Annotated in this window: 12 protein-coding genes and 1 riboswitch; of the genes, 5 read left to right on the forward strand and 7 right to left on the reverse strand. The window is 48.7% G+C overall.

Features of this window, described 5'->3' with window-relative positions:
- Nucleotide 1 precedes the first annotated feature (1 nt).
- From OB236_RS33880 to OB236_RS33900, 5 genes are all read right to left on the reverse strand, one after another.
- The gene (locus OB236_RS33880) at nucleotides 2-1,144 is read right to left on the reverse strand and encodes a response regulator (RefSeq protein ID WP_262687999.1); all 1,143 of its coding nucleotides are present in this window, start codon (nucleotides 1,142-1,144) and stop codon (nucleotides 2-4) included.
- 120 nt (nucleotides 1,145-1,264) lie between these two features.
- Complete coding sequence (locus OB236_RS33885; protein ID WP_262688000.1) at nucleotides 1,265-2,644, reverse strand: cryptochrome/photolyase family protein; 1,380 nt, start codon at nucleotides 2,642-2,644, stop codon at nucleotides 1,265-1,267.
- A gap of 304 nt (nucleotides 2,645-2,948) precedes the next feature.
- The gene (locus tag OB236_RS33890) at nucleotides 2,949-3,419 is read right to left on the reverse strand and encodes a C40 family peptidase (RefSeq protein WP_076237190.1); all 471 of its coding nucleotides are present in this window, start codon (nucleotides 3,417-3,419) and stop codon (nucleotides 2,949-2,951) included.
- 3 nt (nucleotides 3,420-3,422) lie between these two features.
- Nucleotides 3,423-3,559: riboswitch (cyclic di-AMP (ydaO/yuaA leader) on the reverse strand.
- Nucleotides 3,560-3,946: 387 nt separating this feature from the next.
- Nucleotides 3,947-4,762: a hypothetical protein gene (locus tag OB236_RS33895; RefSeq protein WP_076237191.1), complete on the reverse strand. Its 816-nt coding sequence runs from the start codon at nucleotides 4,760-4,762 to the stop codon at nucleotides 3,947-3,949.
- A 13-nt stretch (nucleotides 4,763-4,775) separates the two neighbouring features.
- A complete protein-coding gene (locus OB236_RS33900; RefSeq protein WP_262688001.1) occupies nucleotides 4,776-6,812 on the reverse strand; it encodes a M1 family metallopeptidase in 2,037 nt (678 codons plus the stop codon).
- A 115-nt stretch (nucleotides 6,813-6,927) separates the two neighbouring features.
- Here OB236_RS33900 and OB236_RS33905 point away from each other — a divergent pair, with 115 nt between their 5' ends.
- Nucleotides 6,928-7,464, forward strand: a complete 537-nt coding sequence (locus OB236_RS33905; RefSeq protein WP_076237193.1) for a YwhD family protein — start codon at nucleotides 6,928-6,930, stop codon at nucleotides 7,462-7,464.
- 235 nt (nucleotides 7,465-7,699) lie between these two features.
- Here the strand turns inward: OB236_RS33905 and OB236_RS33910 are convergent, their stop codons facing one another.
- A complete protein-coding gene (locus OB236_RS33910) occupies nucleotides 7,700-8,371 on the reverse strand; it encodes a SanA/YdcF family protein (protein WP_262688002.1) in 672 nt (223 codons plus the stop codon).
- Between the two features lie 329 nt (nucleotides 8,372-8,700).
- Between OB236_RS33910 and OB236_RS33915 the strand changes: the two genes are divergently transcribed.
- Together OB236_RS33915 and odhB are read left to right on the forward strand one after the other, a co-directional pair.
- A complete protein-coding gene (locus OB236_RS33915) occupies nucleotides 8,701-11,601 on the forward strand; it encodes a 2-oxoglutarate dehydrogenase E1 component (RefSeq protein WP_262688003.1) in 2,901 nt (966 codons plus the stop codon).
- A 78-nt stretch (nucleotides 11,602-11,679) separates the two neighbouring features.
- Nucleotides 11,680-12,996 (forward strand): 2-oxoglutarate dehydrogenase complex dihydrolipoyllysine-residue succinyltransferase, encoded by a 1,317-nt coding sequence (gene odhB, locus OB236_RS33920; RefSeq protein ID WP_262688004.1) that lies wholly within the window; start codon nucleotides 11,680-11,682, stop codon nucleotides 12,994-12,996.
- Between the two features lie 157 nt (nucleotides 12,997-13,153).
- On the opposite strand, the gene OB236_RS33925 is transcribed toward odhB, so the two are convergent.
- The gene (locus OB236_RS33925) at nucleotides 13,154-13,576 is read right to left on the reverse strand and encodes an organic hydroperoxide resistance protein (RefSeq protein WP_262688005.1); all 423 of its coding nucleotides are present in this window, start codon (nucleotides 13,574-13,576) and stop codon (nucleotides 13,154-13,156) included.
- 189 nt (nucleotides 13,577-13,765) lie between these two features.
- On the opposite strand from OB236_RS33925, the gene OB236_RS33930 reads away from it, so the two are divergent.
- Nucleotides 13,766-14,593, forward strand: coding sequence for a sugar phosphate isomerase/epimerase family protein (locus OB236_RS33930; RefSeq protein ID WP_262688006.1), 828 nt, complete (start codon nucleotides 13,766-13,768; stop codon nucleotides 14,591-14,593).
- A 177-nt stretch (nucleotides 14,594-14,770) separates the two neighbouring features.
- Nucleotides 14,771-15,790 (forward strand): aldo/keto reductase, encoded by a 1,020-nt coding sequence (locus OB236_RS33935; RefSeq protein WP_262688007.1) that lies wholly within the window; start codon nucleotides 14,771-14,773, stop codon nucleotides 15,788-15,790.
- Nucleotides 15,791-16,082 lie beyond the last annotated feature (292 nt).

A 16,082-nucleotide genomic window follows, 5' to 3' on the forward strand; every position in this document is an offset into this window, starting at 1 on the left:
TTCATTCAACTTCTTGCATGAATTGATCATAACGCTCCCGTAGTTGCGGCTGGGGGGTGATGTCCAAATCATTGCGCAGCAGCATGACGAACGATTCGTACACGTTTTGCAGTGCCGTGTAATTTTTTAGCTGGGCTAAACCCATCATTAGCAGCTCCGTTATTTCCTCAGAATACGGTTCCTTCTCCTGTGCCTGTTCCAGCCTCCCGATTGCCTGACGCTCACGACCCGTGGCTAGCTCATACTCTGCAGTTCGAAGCGTCAGGTTCAGGTAGCGCTGCAGCAGCTGATTTCTTCTCGCTTTGGCCCAACGATAATCCTGCTCATCAAAATAATGGCCCGTATATAGCTTTAAGGCAAGGTCCGCTTGCCGCCATTGGCTCTCGTTCAGTGTATCCAACCCTTCGATAGGTGCAATTTTGCTTTCAAAGAAGTCCACATCGATCGCTAGACTGTCGGTATTCAGACGGTAGCTCTCTAATGAAAAATCCAGTGTCGTAGGCAGACCGGATTGCTTGATAATTTTTCGGATCTGATAGATGGAGGTGTGTAGATGAATCATGGCTTTGTCAGGAGTGAAGTGGGGCCAGATCTCCTCAAGCAGCACATCCTTGCCGATCCGGCTGCCTTTATGATGAATCAGGAAGGCAAACAGCTCCTTGGTTTTGGCTGTTCTCCATTTCACCTTGCCATCAGGGTCAATACGGGGAGATAAGACAAGATTGTTAAAACAAAATACCAGAGGTTCCGGGTCGGTTGGTATCTTTGCAGTGCGCTCTTTAACCGGTGTGTAAGCCTGAATACGATTCAGTGTTTTGGAAAATCGGATGGGATCGACCGGCTTCAGCAAATAATCAAGCGCATGAAGCTCGAAGGCTTCGAGTGCATATTGCGCATAGGCGGTTATATATACAATCTGGATATTATCGTCGATTTGTTGGATATATTCCGCAGCTGTCAAGCCATTCATTTCAGGCATTCCAATATCGAGAAATACGATATCGGTCTGTTCAGTAGCCAGATGCTCCAACCCTGCCTTCGCTGAAAGAAATTTACCAGTGACTTGAATGCCGTCAACATCTTGAAGCAGCTGTTCCAGCTGCCGCAGCGCGGGTCGCTCGTCGTCGATAAGAATGGCTTTCATCGTACTCACTCCTCGTAACAAGATATGTTGTTGTTTTCCAATTATATCACTATCGGTGATAATGAACCTCACATGTTACTCGCTTTTCCTTCGATAAGCCTCTGCAGCCGGCAAATTACCTTATTTACGCCCACTTTGCAAGATCCCCTTATAAACCTCAATAGCGCGGGCTCGTGAGGCTGTCAGCTCGACAAGAGCATGCGCCTGCGGCAGATGGATCTGCTTGTCGGATAAACCTGCAAGCTCTGGCAGCCAGCGCCGAATATAGTCTGCGCCAGGATCATGAGTAGCCGATTGGGTTGCGGGATTCATGATCCGAAAATAAGGTGCAGCGTCAAATCCAAGAGAAGCACACCATAGCCAGCCTCCACGGTTCAGAACATTGTCATAATCGCTCAGCTTGAAGCGAAAATATTGTTCTCCGTAGGTGAACGGACAGAGCAGGTTTTTGGTCAGAAACATCGAGGTTACCATGCGCAGGCGATTTGGCATCCAGCCTGTTGTATTGAGCTCTGTCATGGCCGCATCGATAATCGGGATACCGGTTCGCGCTTCGCTCCAGGCCTGGAAGTAGCGATTGTCCAACGGTGACAGATCATATCTTTTCTCGTAATGAAAATAATCACTGTCAAGCCGTGACTGATAGATGTAGAAGTCGCGCCAGGCGAGCTGTCGCAACCAGACCTCGCGCTGCTCCGATTCCAGCAGCGCTTCGTAGACGGTGCGCGCGGATATAGCGCCGACGTTAAGGTGCCGGCTCAAGCGGCTCGTCGCCTCGCGCGCGAAGCGATCGCGCCCATCGGCGTAGCCGCTCAGCCGCTCCGCGAGGAAGCCGCGCAGCACGCTGTGCGGGTCGGGTGCCCCAGGCACCGACCCGCACCCGCCCGTGGCTTCCGCGTCGCCTGCGGCCAGCGCCGCTTCCAGCTGCGGCGGCAGTGCATACGCCTCGGCTGCGTCAGGAGCCAGCGCGACTGTGGCGAGCTGGCTCACATGCACGCTCGTGGCCGGTCGATAGAAGCGGAGCCGATAATCGCTCCACTTCCGGTAAAAGGGCGTAAACACCTTGTACGGCTCGCTGCGTCCGCTCCATCGGTGAAAGTCTCGCAGGTCCAGAAGCGCCTGCTCGTCGAAGGAGGTAACATTCACCCGTGCGGCCTCTGCAGTCGCACGAAGCAGCCGATCTCTTTGCTTGGCATAAGGGGTGCTATCCTCGTGAAATACGAGTTCCTCCACGGGGTGTGCAGCCAGCAGTGTATTCAGGACCGCAGAAGGCTCGCCATATACAATATGCAGCTGCTGGCCAGCTTCCAGATACAGCTGTCTGAGCCGTGCCGCATGCTGGAGAAAGTTGACGCCGCTGTGCTCCAGATACCGTTCATGCCCCAGCAAGAAGGGGTCCAGAATGAGCACATGCAGGCTTTGTTTGTGCATAGCGTGAATATAGTTGAAGGCGAGCATATCGTCCACCCGCAAATCCTTACGATGTAAAAATATAATCATGAATGGGCACCTCGTTTATAGCTTTGTACAACAGCAGAGAAGCTCGTTCGGTGCATATTGGAAATCACACGCTGCAAGTATCGGTTGCAATAAATTGAATATTCAGAATGATTGAATGGTTGTTTTTGATAGGCGATTCAACCGAAATTTTGTAGGGTAATAGAGGGTAATAAATGAAGAGAGCCCTGCAGCCTTGTCCGACGCAAGAGGTGCGCAACGGAAGCAAGCACTGAGGGCTCCATACAAAATGGTTCGCTCAACTGTAGAAGTATGGTGTAAGAAAGTAGGTTTCTTTCACTTCATTCTATTGATTATCTGACATAAAAGCTTCGTACTGCTCGTCAGATAAAATACGTTTAGCGGTAACATAATACTTGGAGTAGTAATTTTCATTAAGCTTGTTGACAGTAACGCCTATATTGGTAGCTGAATGGTAAAACTTACCGCCCCCAACATACACGCCAACATGAGAAATTCCTACACCGTCTGTCTTGAAAAACACAAGATCCCCAGGACGCAGATCGTCTTTTTCAACTGTTGTACCAACTTCTGCTTGCCCTTTGGATTGGTGCGGCAGTTTGATATCCAATTTGGCAAAAACGAAAGCTGTGTAACCAGAGCAATCAAATCCGTTCTTCGTCGTACCAGCGTACTTGTAAGGAGCACCCACGCCATCGTTAACAGCTTGGCTCAAAGGGGTTTCGGCAAAAACACTGCCTACTTGCACACTGCAAAACAGTGCTAAACCTAATGCAATACCAAAAAACTTCTTCAAAAAATTTTCCCCTTCCGGTGCCTACGAGGTTAGCTGAGGGTTCGGTTGAAGGTTCCCTATGATCACTCTGAAACGAGATCAATTCACCCAGATTGGATCCCCCGTTTTCCAGTATGTCGGAAATTCGGCAAATGCATAGTTTTTTTGTTACACTTAAGACGAATTCGGCGTTTACCTTAAAATTCCTCCTTTAGTCACAAAATGTACACATTTAATGGTCGAAACATGAAACTTTCTTCAAATTCATTATAAACCTTATACAGCAAGGGTTTGAATGGGTTTGACTCTATTCAGAGCTGAAAATGAAAACGTATTCCAACAATTAAATTTTACATTTTTTATTTATTTTGTAAAATTTATGTCGAATTCGATTAATGAAAAAGGGCTTTTTTGACGAATTCAGGACTATAGTCATATAAAATATTTGCAAAGCAAAAAAACCTCGGCCACGTTTATAAACGCGGCAGCGAGGCTAATTTAGGTTCGTTTGATACATTACGGAAAGTTTCTAACTCAAGAAGGCTGATTTATTCGTGATTGGCGTTCCACAAGGCGTGCTGTGAGGTGATCGTCCACATCTTGCAAAACATATGAAGCAGCCGATAAGCCTGAACCAGCACGAGAGCCGCGAAGCCCGCCCATACGAGAGCTGATGTTATCACAAGAGCGGAGAGGGTGAAGGTGATTGACATTGTAACGATAGCCAGCAGCAGGATGGTAAGCACATTGCGGACGAGCAGCCGACAAGAAATGAGAACCGATTTGCCGCTGGCAAGCCCAAACTGCATATACATAAATAAGGTTTGTATCAGGATCAGATAAGCCACATAGATGCCAAGCCATGGCAGCAGATGCCAGCCGATAGCCGTCAAGGAGGCATGGGAGTGATAGCCCTCGATGACTTTCGTTCCCAATAGGTATAAGGGAGCGACTGTTAGAACAATTTGAAGCAAATACAAGCCGAGAAAAGGCAGACCGAGCTTGCGGATTCCGCGTACAAAGCGATATCCAGCATTTAATTCCGTGTGCTCCAGCGAATAGTAGATGCCAGCGCTCAGGAGCGGGCTCAGGACCATGCGAATCAGCAGCAATGCGAGTGCCCACCATAGATATGGCACGATCAGATCGGTTTTCGTAATTTGGAATTGCCCCTCCAGCCAAAATAATTGAACCGCCTCACGGGACAGCTCGGGGCTGGGGTAGCGGTGCAGCAGCGGAACGACAATCGAGCGAACTGCAGTATACAGGATCAGGCCCCACAACAAATTATACGTAAACAATGCACAGACGGCAAAAGGCTGATTCCAAGCATTCATTAATCCGGATTTTAGCAGCTTCCACATCCTTTGTGCCTCCTCACCAAGCGACCCCGTCCAGCAAGGTCTCGATTAATTTGACGATACCTGTCTGCAGGCGCATCACAAGCTTTGAGTCCACGTCGGTTTTCATAAAGCTGTTCATACGTTTATTTTCCAATACAAGGGTATGTTGAGGGTCAATAACTGCCCATTGCAGCTGTGTCGGATGCTGCAGCTTGAACGTAACGTCACCATCGATGCCATCCCAGAGTCGATCGATCTGTGAGCCATCTGCAAAGTGGAACCGGATCGGGACCTGATGATAAGTTCCGCCATACTTTTGAATCCTTACCGTATTTTCATAGAGCGGTTGTCCGTCAGCGATGATTTGTTTCGTGTGGATCCCTGTTATGGCGTAATCGACCATTTGTCCACCATAGACGAATTCGTCAAAAAACTGAGCCCAGCTCTTTTTAGTCGTATCCTCAAGTGTTTTTTGAAAATCAGATGTGGTCGGATGTTTGAACTTCCAGCTTTGAAAATACGATTTTAAAGTCCGCTGCATCATCTCGCTGCCGATCTGGGCTTCGATTGCACGAAGCACGAGCTTGGCGCGCGTGTATACATTTTCTGCGTAGGCCTCATGTTTCCCATAGCTCCAGGAGTCAAGCTTCAGTGACTTGGGATTGGTAATATAGCTGGCTTCCAGTGTCAGATTAGGCTTGACTCCATATTCCTGCTCCATCAGCTTATCCTCGGCATAGGAGGTAAAACCTTCATCAAGCCAGGCTTCCTCGAACTCGTTGCTGGCTACCATCCCGTACCAGAACTGATGGCCGATCTCATGCACGATAACGCGCTCCAGATCAAGGTCCGGCTGATCCTCGGAAGCCCCCCAGCCTGTAACCAGTGTCGGATATTCCATGCCACCTGCACCATTGGCGTTCTCGGGTGGCACGACGATTGAGAGCGTCGAGTAGGGATAGCTACCATACCACTGTGAATAGCGGGCCAGCGCTTTCTTGGCTGCGGTCATATATCGTCCTTTTAGCTCCTCGTGCTTGGGGTCCAGATACAGCTTGATGCGCACCCCAGGAATCTGAGGTGTAGCGTACGGCTCTTCGTAATAAATAAAATGTGGTGAAGCCGACCAGGCAAAATCATGCACATCATCTGCGTAGAACGCATAAGTCTTGGTTTTGCCATCGTCCACAGGCGGCTTGAGCGGAAAACCGGTTGCAGCTACCGTATAGCTGGAGGGCACCTGAATGCGAACGTCGTAAATACCAAAATCAGCGTAAAACTCCGAATTGCCATGGTATTGATGCAGATTCCAGCCTTCTGCTGTGCGGCCTCGCCGTCCTGCCGGCTCATAAACCGCTACTTTGGGAAACCATTGCCCTGCCATCACGAAGTCATCCGCATAACCCATACGTGCAAATACGGCCGGTAGCTTGACGGAAAATACGCCTTCGAGTGTTATCTTTTGTCCAGGTTTGATTGCTTTAGGCAGTGTGATCTTCATGAGTGAGTGGTCTTCTTTGTTGCCATCATCGGGCTGGACGTACTGTAGGCTTCCAATGAGCTCTTCGCCATCGAGTGTCTTGATGGAACTGATTTCCATGCCGCCATAGCTGCCTTCCTTACTTGTATCGTCGCGCAGTTTGCCTCCTGATTCTTTCATGAAGGTCGATTTTTTAGAGCTGAATGCGTTGGGATACATATGGAAATACAGCTCCTGTACCGGCTGCGAGCCGGGGTTTTTCCAGGTTAACGATTGTGTTCCTGAGAGCAGCTTACTTTGGGCGTCCAGTTGAACATTCATGTGATACTCCACGATGCGGTTACTGAGCGGTCTTGGGGCTGGTGTTTCCACAGGCTTGGCCGGCAGACTTGGCGGCGCAGGGGTTGACTGGGGTGGTGCGGTTGGTTCTTCGGCCATCGCTGAGAGCAGGGCCGAGGCAGATAGGGCCTTCGGCTGATTTTGTACGTTGGGGCTGTTGTTTTGCAGAGCATAGCTGCCCCATGTGAGTCCACAAGCTAGTACAATAAGTAAGCACCATTGCGCAGCGCGGCTGCCAAATTGTTTCTTCATCTCATTTTCACCCCGTTGACAAGCATCTACAGCATGTATATGTTTGCAAAACGAGGATTATTAGCTAAAATAAACAAGTAAGACAAACTTTATTTGTAATAGGATGGTGCCTTTCATGGATATAAATAAAGATCAACCTCAGGAGCAGGCTGCAGCACAGCCTGCGGATAAGCCGAAGAAGCTGGCACTGAATATCGTCAGCGGCAAGGTAGAGCATCGCGGCTTTGGTGCAGGAGCGATTAATTTAAGCCAGATGTCGAGCGTTATCATTGAAGAAGGCGAAGCGTATCTCGATATGGGGGCGCTGCATGCCAAGAGCAAGGTGGAGAAGGGCATCAAATTCTCCGTTAACAAGGAGGATGTGCCAAACGGTATATCCAGCTGGATTGTGTGGGTGGCCGCAGATCGGAAGGAAGAGGGCATGTATTACGCTGGTGTGACCTCGTGTGAAATGCTGGTAGACAGGGAAGCGCGGCGCGGCTGGAAAATCCTTGCCGATCACGTTAACCGGATGGACTATGCGCTGAAACGCCGCATCATGCTTGACAATCTGGGTGATCAGGAGAAAGCGGCTTTGAAGAAGCTGCTGATGGAATATAACCCCGAAATGTGGGCAAATTCGAACGAGGATCTGAAGTCTGCTTTGGCTTGATTTCAGGGTTGAGTTCAATAGTACGATGATCAACTGACGGTTACCTGCAAGATCACAGCGTATTTATGGCGATTATGTGAAGCGCATTGTGCAAGCAGGCGGGTTGGTTGTATACTGAACGCTAGTATATAACATATACTAGGACAGCAATAAGGCAGATCCCCTGGATCTGCCTTATTGTGTTGCTTATTCGCCGACAAATGAGTAGTAGTTCTTGTGGTGTTTATTGTAATAATTAAAGTCCATTTGCGGTCAATCGTCCATCACTTGTAATAGGAATCGGATTACCCAGATAGGTTGGTTTGGGTTGGAGCAGATTCACATAGGCAAAATCCTTGTTTCTCGCCAGCACCTCACGCAGCCGATTACGCGTCATATTCGGGTATTCCTGCTTATCCGAAGCAACACCGTAAGCGTCCATTCCCATTTGTCGGGCGGTATAGACAGCGCGCATCAGATGATATTGCTGAGTAACGATCAGCACCTTGTGTGCCTGGAAAATATCCCGCGCACGATACATACTCTCATAAGTGCTGAAGCCAGCATGGTCCATAAAAATATTTTGAGGCTGCACATCCCGTTCCTCCAAAAAACTGCGCATGGCATTAACCTCGTCATAATCGATTTGCCCGTGGTCGCCGCTTACAAGGAACCGATCCGATTTACCGGCATCTTTAAGCTCTAGCGCAGCTTGCAGACGGTCACCCAGAATGGCCGAAACCGATCCGTTTGGATACACTCTTGCACCAAGCACGACAATCACATCTGCCGTTGGAGCATCCTGGGCCTGGTAGATATAGGGGGAAGCTTTGCTTTTTACGTAAGCATCCACGCCGACAATCCAACAGATGGGCGCGATGATAACCAGGAGCATCGGCATCAGCTTGAATTTAAATAAATGCTTCACAGAACCGCTCCTCTATTTTATATTTCTAAATTGTATGGGCACGTATATGGCTATACCGATTAGACGCTTGATTCTGTAGGAAGTTGCAGTAACGGATTGATTGTTAATAAATGGGAATGAAATCCAGTAAAAATTGATATCAAGATTAGATTGGTGTAATATAAATTAAGCAATTTACGATATGGAAATAACCCTTATAATTTAATATATGTGCACAATGCTTTGTTCAAGTTATTAACTTCCCTCATATGGGGTTAATATAGGGTATTGAGTGTTTTAGGTAAGCAGCTTTTTGTTTCTAATAAACATTAGAGTGGAGAGATATGTCAATGACACCTGGCGAAACTAAGCGCGGGCCGTGGGAGGCCTACTTTGGTCCCAACCTGGGTTACCTGTATGAACAATATGATCAATACGTAATCGATCCTGATTCCGTGGAGGCTACCTTCCGGGAACTGTTCGATCTTTTTGGTGCGCCACCATCTGAGTCTGTATTTCATGCTGAACAAGCAAGCGTTCCTTCAAGAGCAGCCGTACAGTCGGGCACCTCTCAGGAAGATCAGTTGGCGTTAATGAGAAAAGTGGTTGCCGCTGACAGACTGGTTTGGAATATTCGTACCTACGGGCATTTGGCTGCAGATACAGATCCGCTCGGCTTGCGTGCACCGTCGGATACAAGAATTTTGGAATCGGCTACTTATGATTTGAGCGAAGCGGATTTAAAAGAAATTTCGGCATCCCTGATTTGGGAAAACGCGCAGGGTGCTGTCGTAAGCGGCTTGGATGCGATCCAGCGTCTGCGTGAAATTTATACGAAAACGATCGCCTATGAATTCAGTCACGTCCATGAGCAAGAGGAACGGGAATGGCTCAACAAGCAGGTGGAGTCGAATACATGGCCCACGCCGCTCGCCGTGGAAGAACGCAAGTCGCTTTTGAAGCGATTAATTCAAGTTGAGCAGTTTGAGCATTTCCTGCAAAGGACCTTTGTTGGACAAAAACGTTTTTCCATAGAGGGTCTGGATGTTCTCGTGCCGGTTGTTGATGAGATTGTCAACCGCTTTACGAAGGATGGAGCCAGCCACATTCTGATGGGAATGGCACATCGCGGCAGATTGAATGTACTTACGCATGTGCTTGGCAAGCCTTATAGCAAGATTTTTTCAGAGTTCCATCATTCACCGAACAAAGATTTGATTCCTTCCGAGGGCTCCATGGGAATCAATTTTGGCTGGACAGGTGATGTTAAATATCATTTAGGTGCTTATCGTTCGGTTACGGACGGCGAGAAGGGCGAGACCCGCTTGACGCTGGCGAACAATCCAAGTCATCTGGAATATGTCAATCCGGTTGTTGAGGGCTTTACACGTGCCGCTCAGGATGATCGCAGTCTACCCGGATTCCCTCAGCAGGATGTTAGCAAAGCGGTTACGGTCTTAATCCATGGCGATGCAGCTTTTCCGGGTGAGGGCGTTGTTGCTGAAACCTTGAACTTCAATAATTTGTCGGGCTACAGCAACGGGGGCACGATCCACATTATTGCGAACAACCGGTTGGGCTTTACGACCGAGAGCTCCGATTCACGTTCGACTCATTATGCCAGTGATTTGGCCAAAGGCTTTGAAATGCCGATTGTCCATGTTAATGCTGACGATCCAGAGGCTTGCGTAGCTGCCATTCGATTGGCTAGTGAATACCGTATCCGTTTCAAAAAGGATTTTCTGATCGATCTGGTGGGATATCGCCGTTATGGACATAACGAAACCGATGATCCGGAAGCGACACAGCCGATTATGTACAATAAAGTGCATAAACATCCGACTGTAAGTGAAATTTATGCGAATAAGCTGAAAAGTGAAGGTGTTGTCGCACAGGATCAGCCGACCCAGATGAAGCAGGATGCGTTGAAGGTCATGCAGGATGCTTACGACCAAGTGAAGAGCAACGAAGGTAATGGCAAAGAGAACAATTTCAGTGAGCATTTTGGAGATCTGATCGATCCAACGACACTTCCGACAGCTGTTCCACTGGAACAATTGCAGGCTATTAACAAGGAGTTATTGAACTTTCCCGCGGACTTCCAGGTGTATCCAAAGCTGCAGCGCATATTGGAGCGCCGCGCCAATGCGTTGGAGGCTAACGGAAAGGTTGACTGGGCGCTGGCGGAGACACTGGCTTTTGCCACTATTTTGGCTGAAGGCAAGCCGATTCGTCTAAGCGGTCAGGATTCTCAACGCGGTACATTTGCCCATCGGCATTTGATGCTGCACAATCCTATTACAGGGCGCACCTACTCACCGTTGCATCAGATTCCACAAGCCAAGGCTTCGTTTGCGATTCATAACAGTCCGTTATCCGAAGCATCAGTGCTTGGTTTCGAATATGGCTACAACGTGTTTTCACCGCAAACGCTGGTAATCTGGGAAGCGCAGTATGGTGACTTTGCCAACGCGGGTCAAGTTATATTTGACCAGTTCATCTCTGCAGGCCGGATGAAATGGGCGCAGAAATCAAGCTTGGTTGTGATGCTTCCACACGGCTCCGAAGGTCAAGGACCAGAGCATTCCAGCGCAAGGCTGGAGCGGTTTTTGCAGGCTGCTGCTGAAGACAACTGGACTGTAGCCAATCTGACCAGCGCGGCTCAATATTTCCATCTGCTCAGACGTCAAGCTGCGATTACCGAAAGCGAATATGCCCGTCCATTGATTTTGATGGCTCCCAAAAGTCTGATTCGTAATCAACGCGTGGCCTCGCCAGGCATTGCTTTCAGTGAAGGCTCCTTCCAGAGCGTGCTGGAGCAAACGGGTCTGGGAGAACAGCCGGATCAGGTGAAGCGTCTGATTCTGTGCAGCGGTAAAGTAGCGATTGATCTGGAGGATGCTGTTGCCGAACAGAAAGATCTGGAATGGCTGCATGTAGCTCGTGTCGAACAGCTATATCCATTCCCAAAAGCTGAGTTGTCCGCGATTATCGAGCGTTTTTCCAATCTGGAGGAAATTATCTGGCTTCAGGAAGAGAACAAGAACATGGGCGCATGGACCTATATGGAGCCGCGTATTCGTGAGCTGCTGCCAGAGGGAGCTAGCTTGCGTCATGTAGGCAGACCGGAACGGGCTAGTACGGCCAGCGGTTATCAGAATGTTCACAGCTTCGAACAGCAGCGCATCCTTGCTGAAGCGTTGAAGCCGATGGAAGTTAATAAAGAAATGATCGCGGTATTAGGCGAATAAATAAGCGGAGTAGCCGCGGGATTCAGCATGATAGATTAATCAGAATAGGTACAACAAATACGGGAGGCGCTAGCTGCAATGGATATTAAAATACCGGAACTGGGAGAATCCATCACGGAAGGAACAATCTCTTCCTGGATGAAAAAAGAAGGGGATTCCGTTAAATTCGGCGATTTGCTGCTTGAATTGGAAACCGATAAAGTAAATTTGGAGATCAATGCTGAGTCTGATGGCATTTTGTCAAAAATTAACAGACAAGCCGGTGAAACAGTACAGGTTGGCGAGAGCGTTGGTGTCATCAGCGCAGGCCAGGCAGCAGACGCACAGCCACCTTCAGCACAACAGCCAGCGGTGGCTTCGCCATCCCAGTCAGCTCCGATTGAGGCTGCCCAAGCCTCCACAGGCGCTGGTACAGTGAAGGAAGCTGCTGGATCCAATGGTACTTCCACCGAAGAGGAAGGTCCTTACACGGCTTCTCCATCCGTGCGTAAGCTGGCGAGAGAACGGGGAATCGATCTGAATCAGGTGCGCTCTGCTGGTGGAATTGACGCCAATCGGGTTTCACGCAGTGACATCGAATCCTACTCCTCTACGGGATCATCAGCAGGCAGTGCATCGCCGGCTGCTGCACAGCGACCACCGGTACAGGCTGAGAAGCGTGCTGTTGTTGAAAGCGCAGCTGTGGATGCCTCGAAACCGACTGAACGGAAGAAAATGTCCAGACGTCGGGTGACAATCGCCAACCGACTGGTGGAAGCACAGCGTACTGCTGCTATGCTGACCACATTTAACGAAGTCGATATGACGGCCATTATGGATGTCCGCAAGCGCCGCAAGCAGTCGTTCCAGGAGAAGAATAACGTAGGTCTCGGTTTTATGTCGTTCTTCACCAAAGCGGTTGTTGGCGCGTTAAAAGCTTTCCCTCTATTGAATGCAGAGATCGAAGGGGAAGAGATTCTTGTTAAAAAATATTATGATATCGGAATCGCGGTAGGAGCTAAGGAAGGTTTGGTCGTTCCGGTAGTACGTGACGCGGACCGACTGAGCTTTGCCGAGATTGAACGCAATATCGGTGAGCTGGCTGTCAAAGCACGCGATAACAAGCTATCGCTGGCTGACTTGCAGGGCGGTACGTTCACAATCACAAACGGAGGCGTGTTCGGTTCGCTTCTGTCGACACCGATTCTGAATACACCACAGGTCGGTATTCTGGGTATGCATACGATCCAGCGGCGTCCTGTAGCAGTTGGCGTAGATGGAATCGAGAACCGTCCGATGATGTACTTGGCGCTTTCTTACGATCACCGGATCGTTGACGGCAGTGAAGCAGTACGTTTTCTGGTGACGATCAAGCAGCTGCTTGAGGATCCGGAAGCACTACTGCTGGAAGGCTAAGCCAAAGACGGAGCTTCGGCTTCAGGCAAGTCATTCATAATATGAACAAAAACCGTTTAGAGGCGCAGCGCTCTGAACGGTTTTTGTGTTTTCAGGGTTTTCATGGACAAGCTCATAGGCATAATTACATTCCATGGCATGTCCACTATTTCTCTGTTTATTTTTGTACCGGAGCCCGCACCTTTAAGGTCACTTCGACGTTGCCGCGGGTCGCTTTGGAGTACGGACACACCTTGTGGGCGGCCTCCGCAAGCTCCATGACCCGGGCTTCTTCAAGACTTGGGACGGTAACCTCCATCTCCACAGATAAATGGTATTGTGTGCCTTCGCTATGAAGTGTGACATGTGCGGTAACCTGTGAGTTGGAAGTGTCGATGCTTTTGCTTTTGGCGATGCTCTTAAGAGCGCTGTGAAAACATGCGGCATAAGCCGCTCCAAATAGCTGCTCAGGGTTCGTTCCTGCCGCCTCGCCCTCATTAGGTGTGCCGACTTTTTGATCGAATAGACCGTCTGATGTACGAACAAAGCCGTTTCTTCCACCATGTGATGTGACATGAGCCGTATACGGTGATCCCATCATGATCTCTCCTTTCATCGTTTCAAACAATCCTTAGTAGCGTGTCCAAATCATTTTACCTTGCATGGTATACATACCCTTTGCCCAAGGAGTGAACCGCGACTGAAGATACAGTGTTGGCAGGAGTCGCACCGTTTACACGGTTATGTTATGATGAAAGCGTTTGAATGACTTGAGGGAGGAAATCGTTGAATGTCATACTTATCCGTTAGTACATGGAGTTTGCACCGTCTGCTGGGCCCGCTTCGTTGGACCGTTTGGGATGCTGAGAAAGGTACACATCAGATCAAGGAACAGGAGCAGCCGCATGTTTTGAGTTTGCTTGAATTACCTGCAGAAGCCGCACAACGGGGATACCAAGCCCTGGAAGTATGTCATTTTCATTTTCCTTCGACGGAGCCCGATTATTTGGCAGCCTTGCGTCAAGCTTTTATCACGGCTGGGATATCGTTTGATACCTTGTTGTTGGATTACGGGGATTTAACTGCACAGGATGAAACGCGACGGGAAGCTGATTTTAATTTGATACGCAATTGGATCGATATCGCAGCGGGTGCCGGGGCGAAGCAAATCCGTGTAATTGCCGGTGAAGCTATGCCTACAGACGAAGAAGCGATTCGGCAGTCAGCAGCCTCACTTCTGGAGTTGGCAGAGTACGCAGCAGGCCAAGGGGTACGTGTCGTTACTGAAAATTTTCGTTCGCTGACCTCAACGGGTGCCAGCTGCACACGGCTTCTTGATCATACTGGTGATCAGGTTGGGATGATTACGGATTTCGGAAATTTCAATCCGCCGACCAAATATGATGAGTTTGGGATGATCCTGCCATATAGCGTTTCGGTCCATGCCAAAGCCCATTATGATGAACAAGGCATGCCGGATGAGACAGAGTTTCACAGCTGTCTGGAAACGGTACGAGCAGCAGGCTGCAACTGTGCGATCGTTCTGATTTATGACGGTCCTGGCGATATGTGGGAAGGACTGGAGCGAATTCGACGCATTGTAGAGCCATACCTGTAACCCTTAACGGGGGCACACTTACCCAGACATTACTAGGTTAATCCATTGTAAGCCCTTTCGCAAATCATAAAACCTTTCTATAATGGACATAACGTCGCTTATGAAAATCGTTTGCTGCATACTCGAAAATTGCCATGCTCAGTTTTGATAAAGCAACACTCTAAGGAGGAATTATGAATGAATGTGCGTTCATTGGGTAAAACCGGTTTACGGGTTAGTGAATTATGCTTGGGCTCGATGACCTTTGGAGCTGCAGCTAGTCAGGAAGAAAGTTTTCGAATGATGGACCGTTTTGCTGAGGTAGGCGGTAATTTTATCGATACAGCCAATGTGTACTCGCAGGGTGCTTCGGAGGAGATCGTCGGTAACTGGCTGCGCAGCCAAAAACGCGATGACTACGTAATTGCGACCAAGGTTCGTTTTCCAATGGGAGAGGGCCACAACGATAACGGGCTTAGCCGTAAGCATATATTAGCCTCTGTCGAGGATAGCCTGAAACGATTGGGTACGGACTACATTGATTTATACCAGATTCATGCCTGGGATCTGTTAACTCCACTTGAGGAAACCTTGAGTACGCTGAATGATTTGGTTCGCAAAGGAGTGGTTCGCTATATCGGGGCCAGTAACCTACGGGCGTGGCAGCTGCAAAAGGCAATCTATACAAGCCGCCAGAACGGCTGGGAAACGTTTGTCAGCCTTCAGCCACAGTACAATCTGCTCTGCCGTGCAACGGAGTATGAGCTGCTGCCACTATGTGCGAATGAGGGTATTGGTGTGATCCCTTGGAGTCCGCTTCGTGGGGGTTGGCTCAGTGGCAAGTTTCGTCGTGGACAACAACCTCAGGAAAATACCCGTGTAGGAACCAACAAGGAAGTATGGGATCGTTATAATAACGAATTTACATGGAATATTATCGACACCTTACATGCAATTGCTGAGGAAGCAGATAAATCTCCGGCTCAGGTTGCGCTGAACTGGATGCTTAGTCGTAATGTTATTACAGCACCAATTATTGGTGCACGGAATGTGGAGCAGCTGGATGATAATCTGGGCGGAAGCGGCTGGTATTTAACGGAAGAGCAGATCACTCGTTTGGATGATGTCAGTGAATTACCTGTCAGCTATCCATACGATTTAGCTGCCGAGAACCAACAAAGAAGAGGCCGTGCGCCAATAGTTACCCGATTAAGCTAATAGAGGATACTTAATGGATATGGTAATTTGGTAACGGTATCCTCTGCCTATGGATGGATAACTCCGATCCAATAGTTCTTGATATCGATAGGCAAATGAATGACAAGCTTTCCTGAGCCTCGGCAGAAGGAAAGCTTGTTTGCTTTCTTGATCTATGAGATAGGGTTACTGAACCTTATGATCGCGATACACAAAGGTTTACACACCCGGATAAGAGTGCTACCATTTACTTTGTTAATTATTAATGAAGCGTTTCATTGTATCCTTCGATGGGCTAGACTTCATAAGATCG

The sequence above is a fragment of the Paenibacillus baimaensis genome (assembly GCF_025567575.1).

Bases quoted from the DNA above. Each gene is read 5' to 3' on its own strand.
- OB236_RS33880 (WP_262687999.1), bottom strand. From the start codon at position 1,144: ATGAAAGCCATTCTTATCGACGACGAGCGACCCGCGCTGCGGCAGCTG.
- OB236_RS33885 (WP_262688000.1), bottom strand. From the start codon at position 2,644: ATGATTATATTTTTACATCGTAAGGATTTGCGGGTGGACGATATGCTC.
- OB236_RS33895 (WP_076237191.1), bottom strand. From the start codon at position 4,762: ATGTGGAAGCTGCTAAAATCCGGATTAATGAATGCTTGGAATCAGCCT.
- OB236_RS33900 (WP_262688001.1), bottom strand. From the start codon at position 6,812: ATGAAGAAACAATTTGGCAGCCGCGCTGCGCAATGGTGCTTACTTATT.
- OB236_RS33905 (WP_076237193.1), top strand. From the start codon at position 6,928: ATGGATATAAATAAAGATCAACCTCAGGAGCAGGCTGCAGCACAGCCT.
- OB236_RS33915 (WP_262688003.1), top strand. From the start codon at position 8,701: ATGACACCTGGCGAAACTAAGCGCGGGCCGTGGGAGGCCTACTTTGGT.
- odhB (WP_262688004.1), top strand. From the start codon at position 11,680: ATGGATATTAAAATACCGGAACTGGGAGAATCCATCACGGAAGGAACA.
- OB236_RS33925 (WP_262688005.1), bottom strand. From the start codon at position 13,576: ATGATGGGATCACCGTATACGGCTCATGTCACATCACATGGTGGAAGA.
- OB236_RS33930 (WP_262688006.1), top strand. From the start codon at position 13,766: ATGTCATACTTATCCGTTAGTACATGGAGTTTGCACCGTCTGCTGGGC.
- OB236_RS33935 (WP_262688007.1), top strand. From the start codon at position 14,771: ATGAATGTGCGTTCATTGGGTAAAACCGGTTTACGGGTTAGTGAATTA.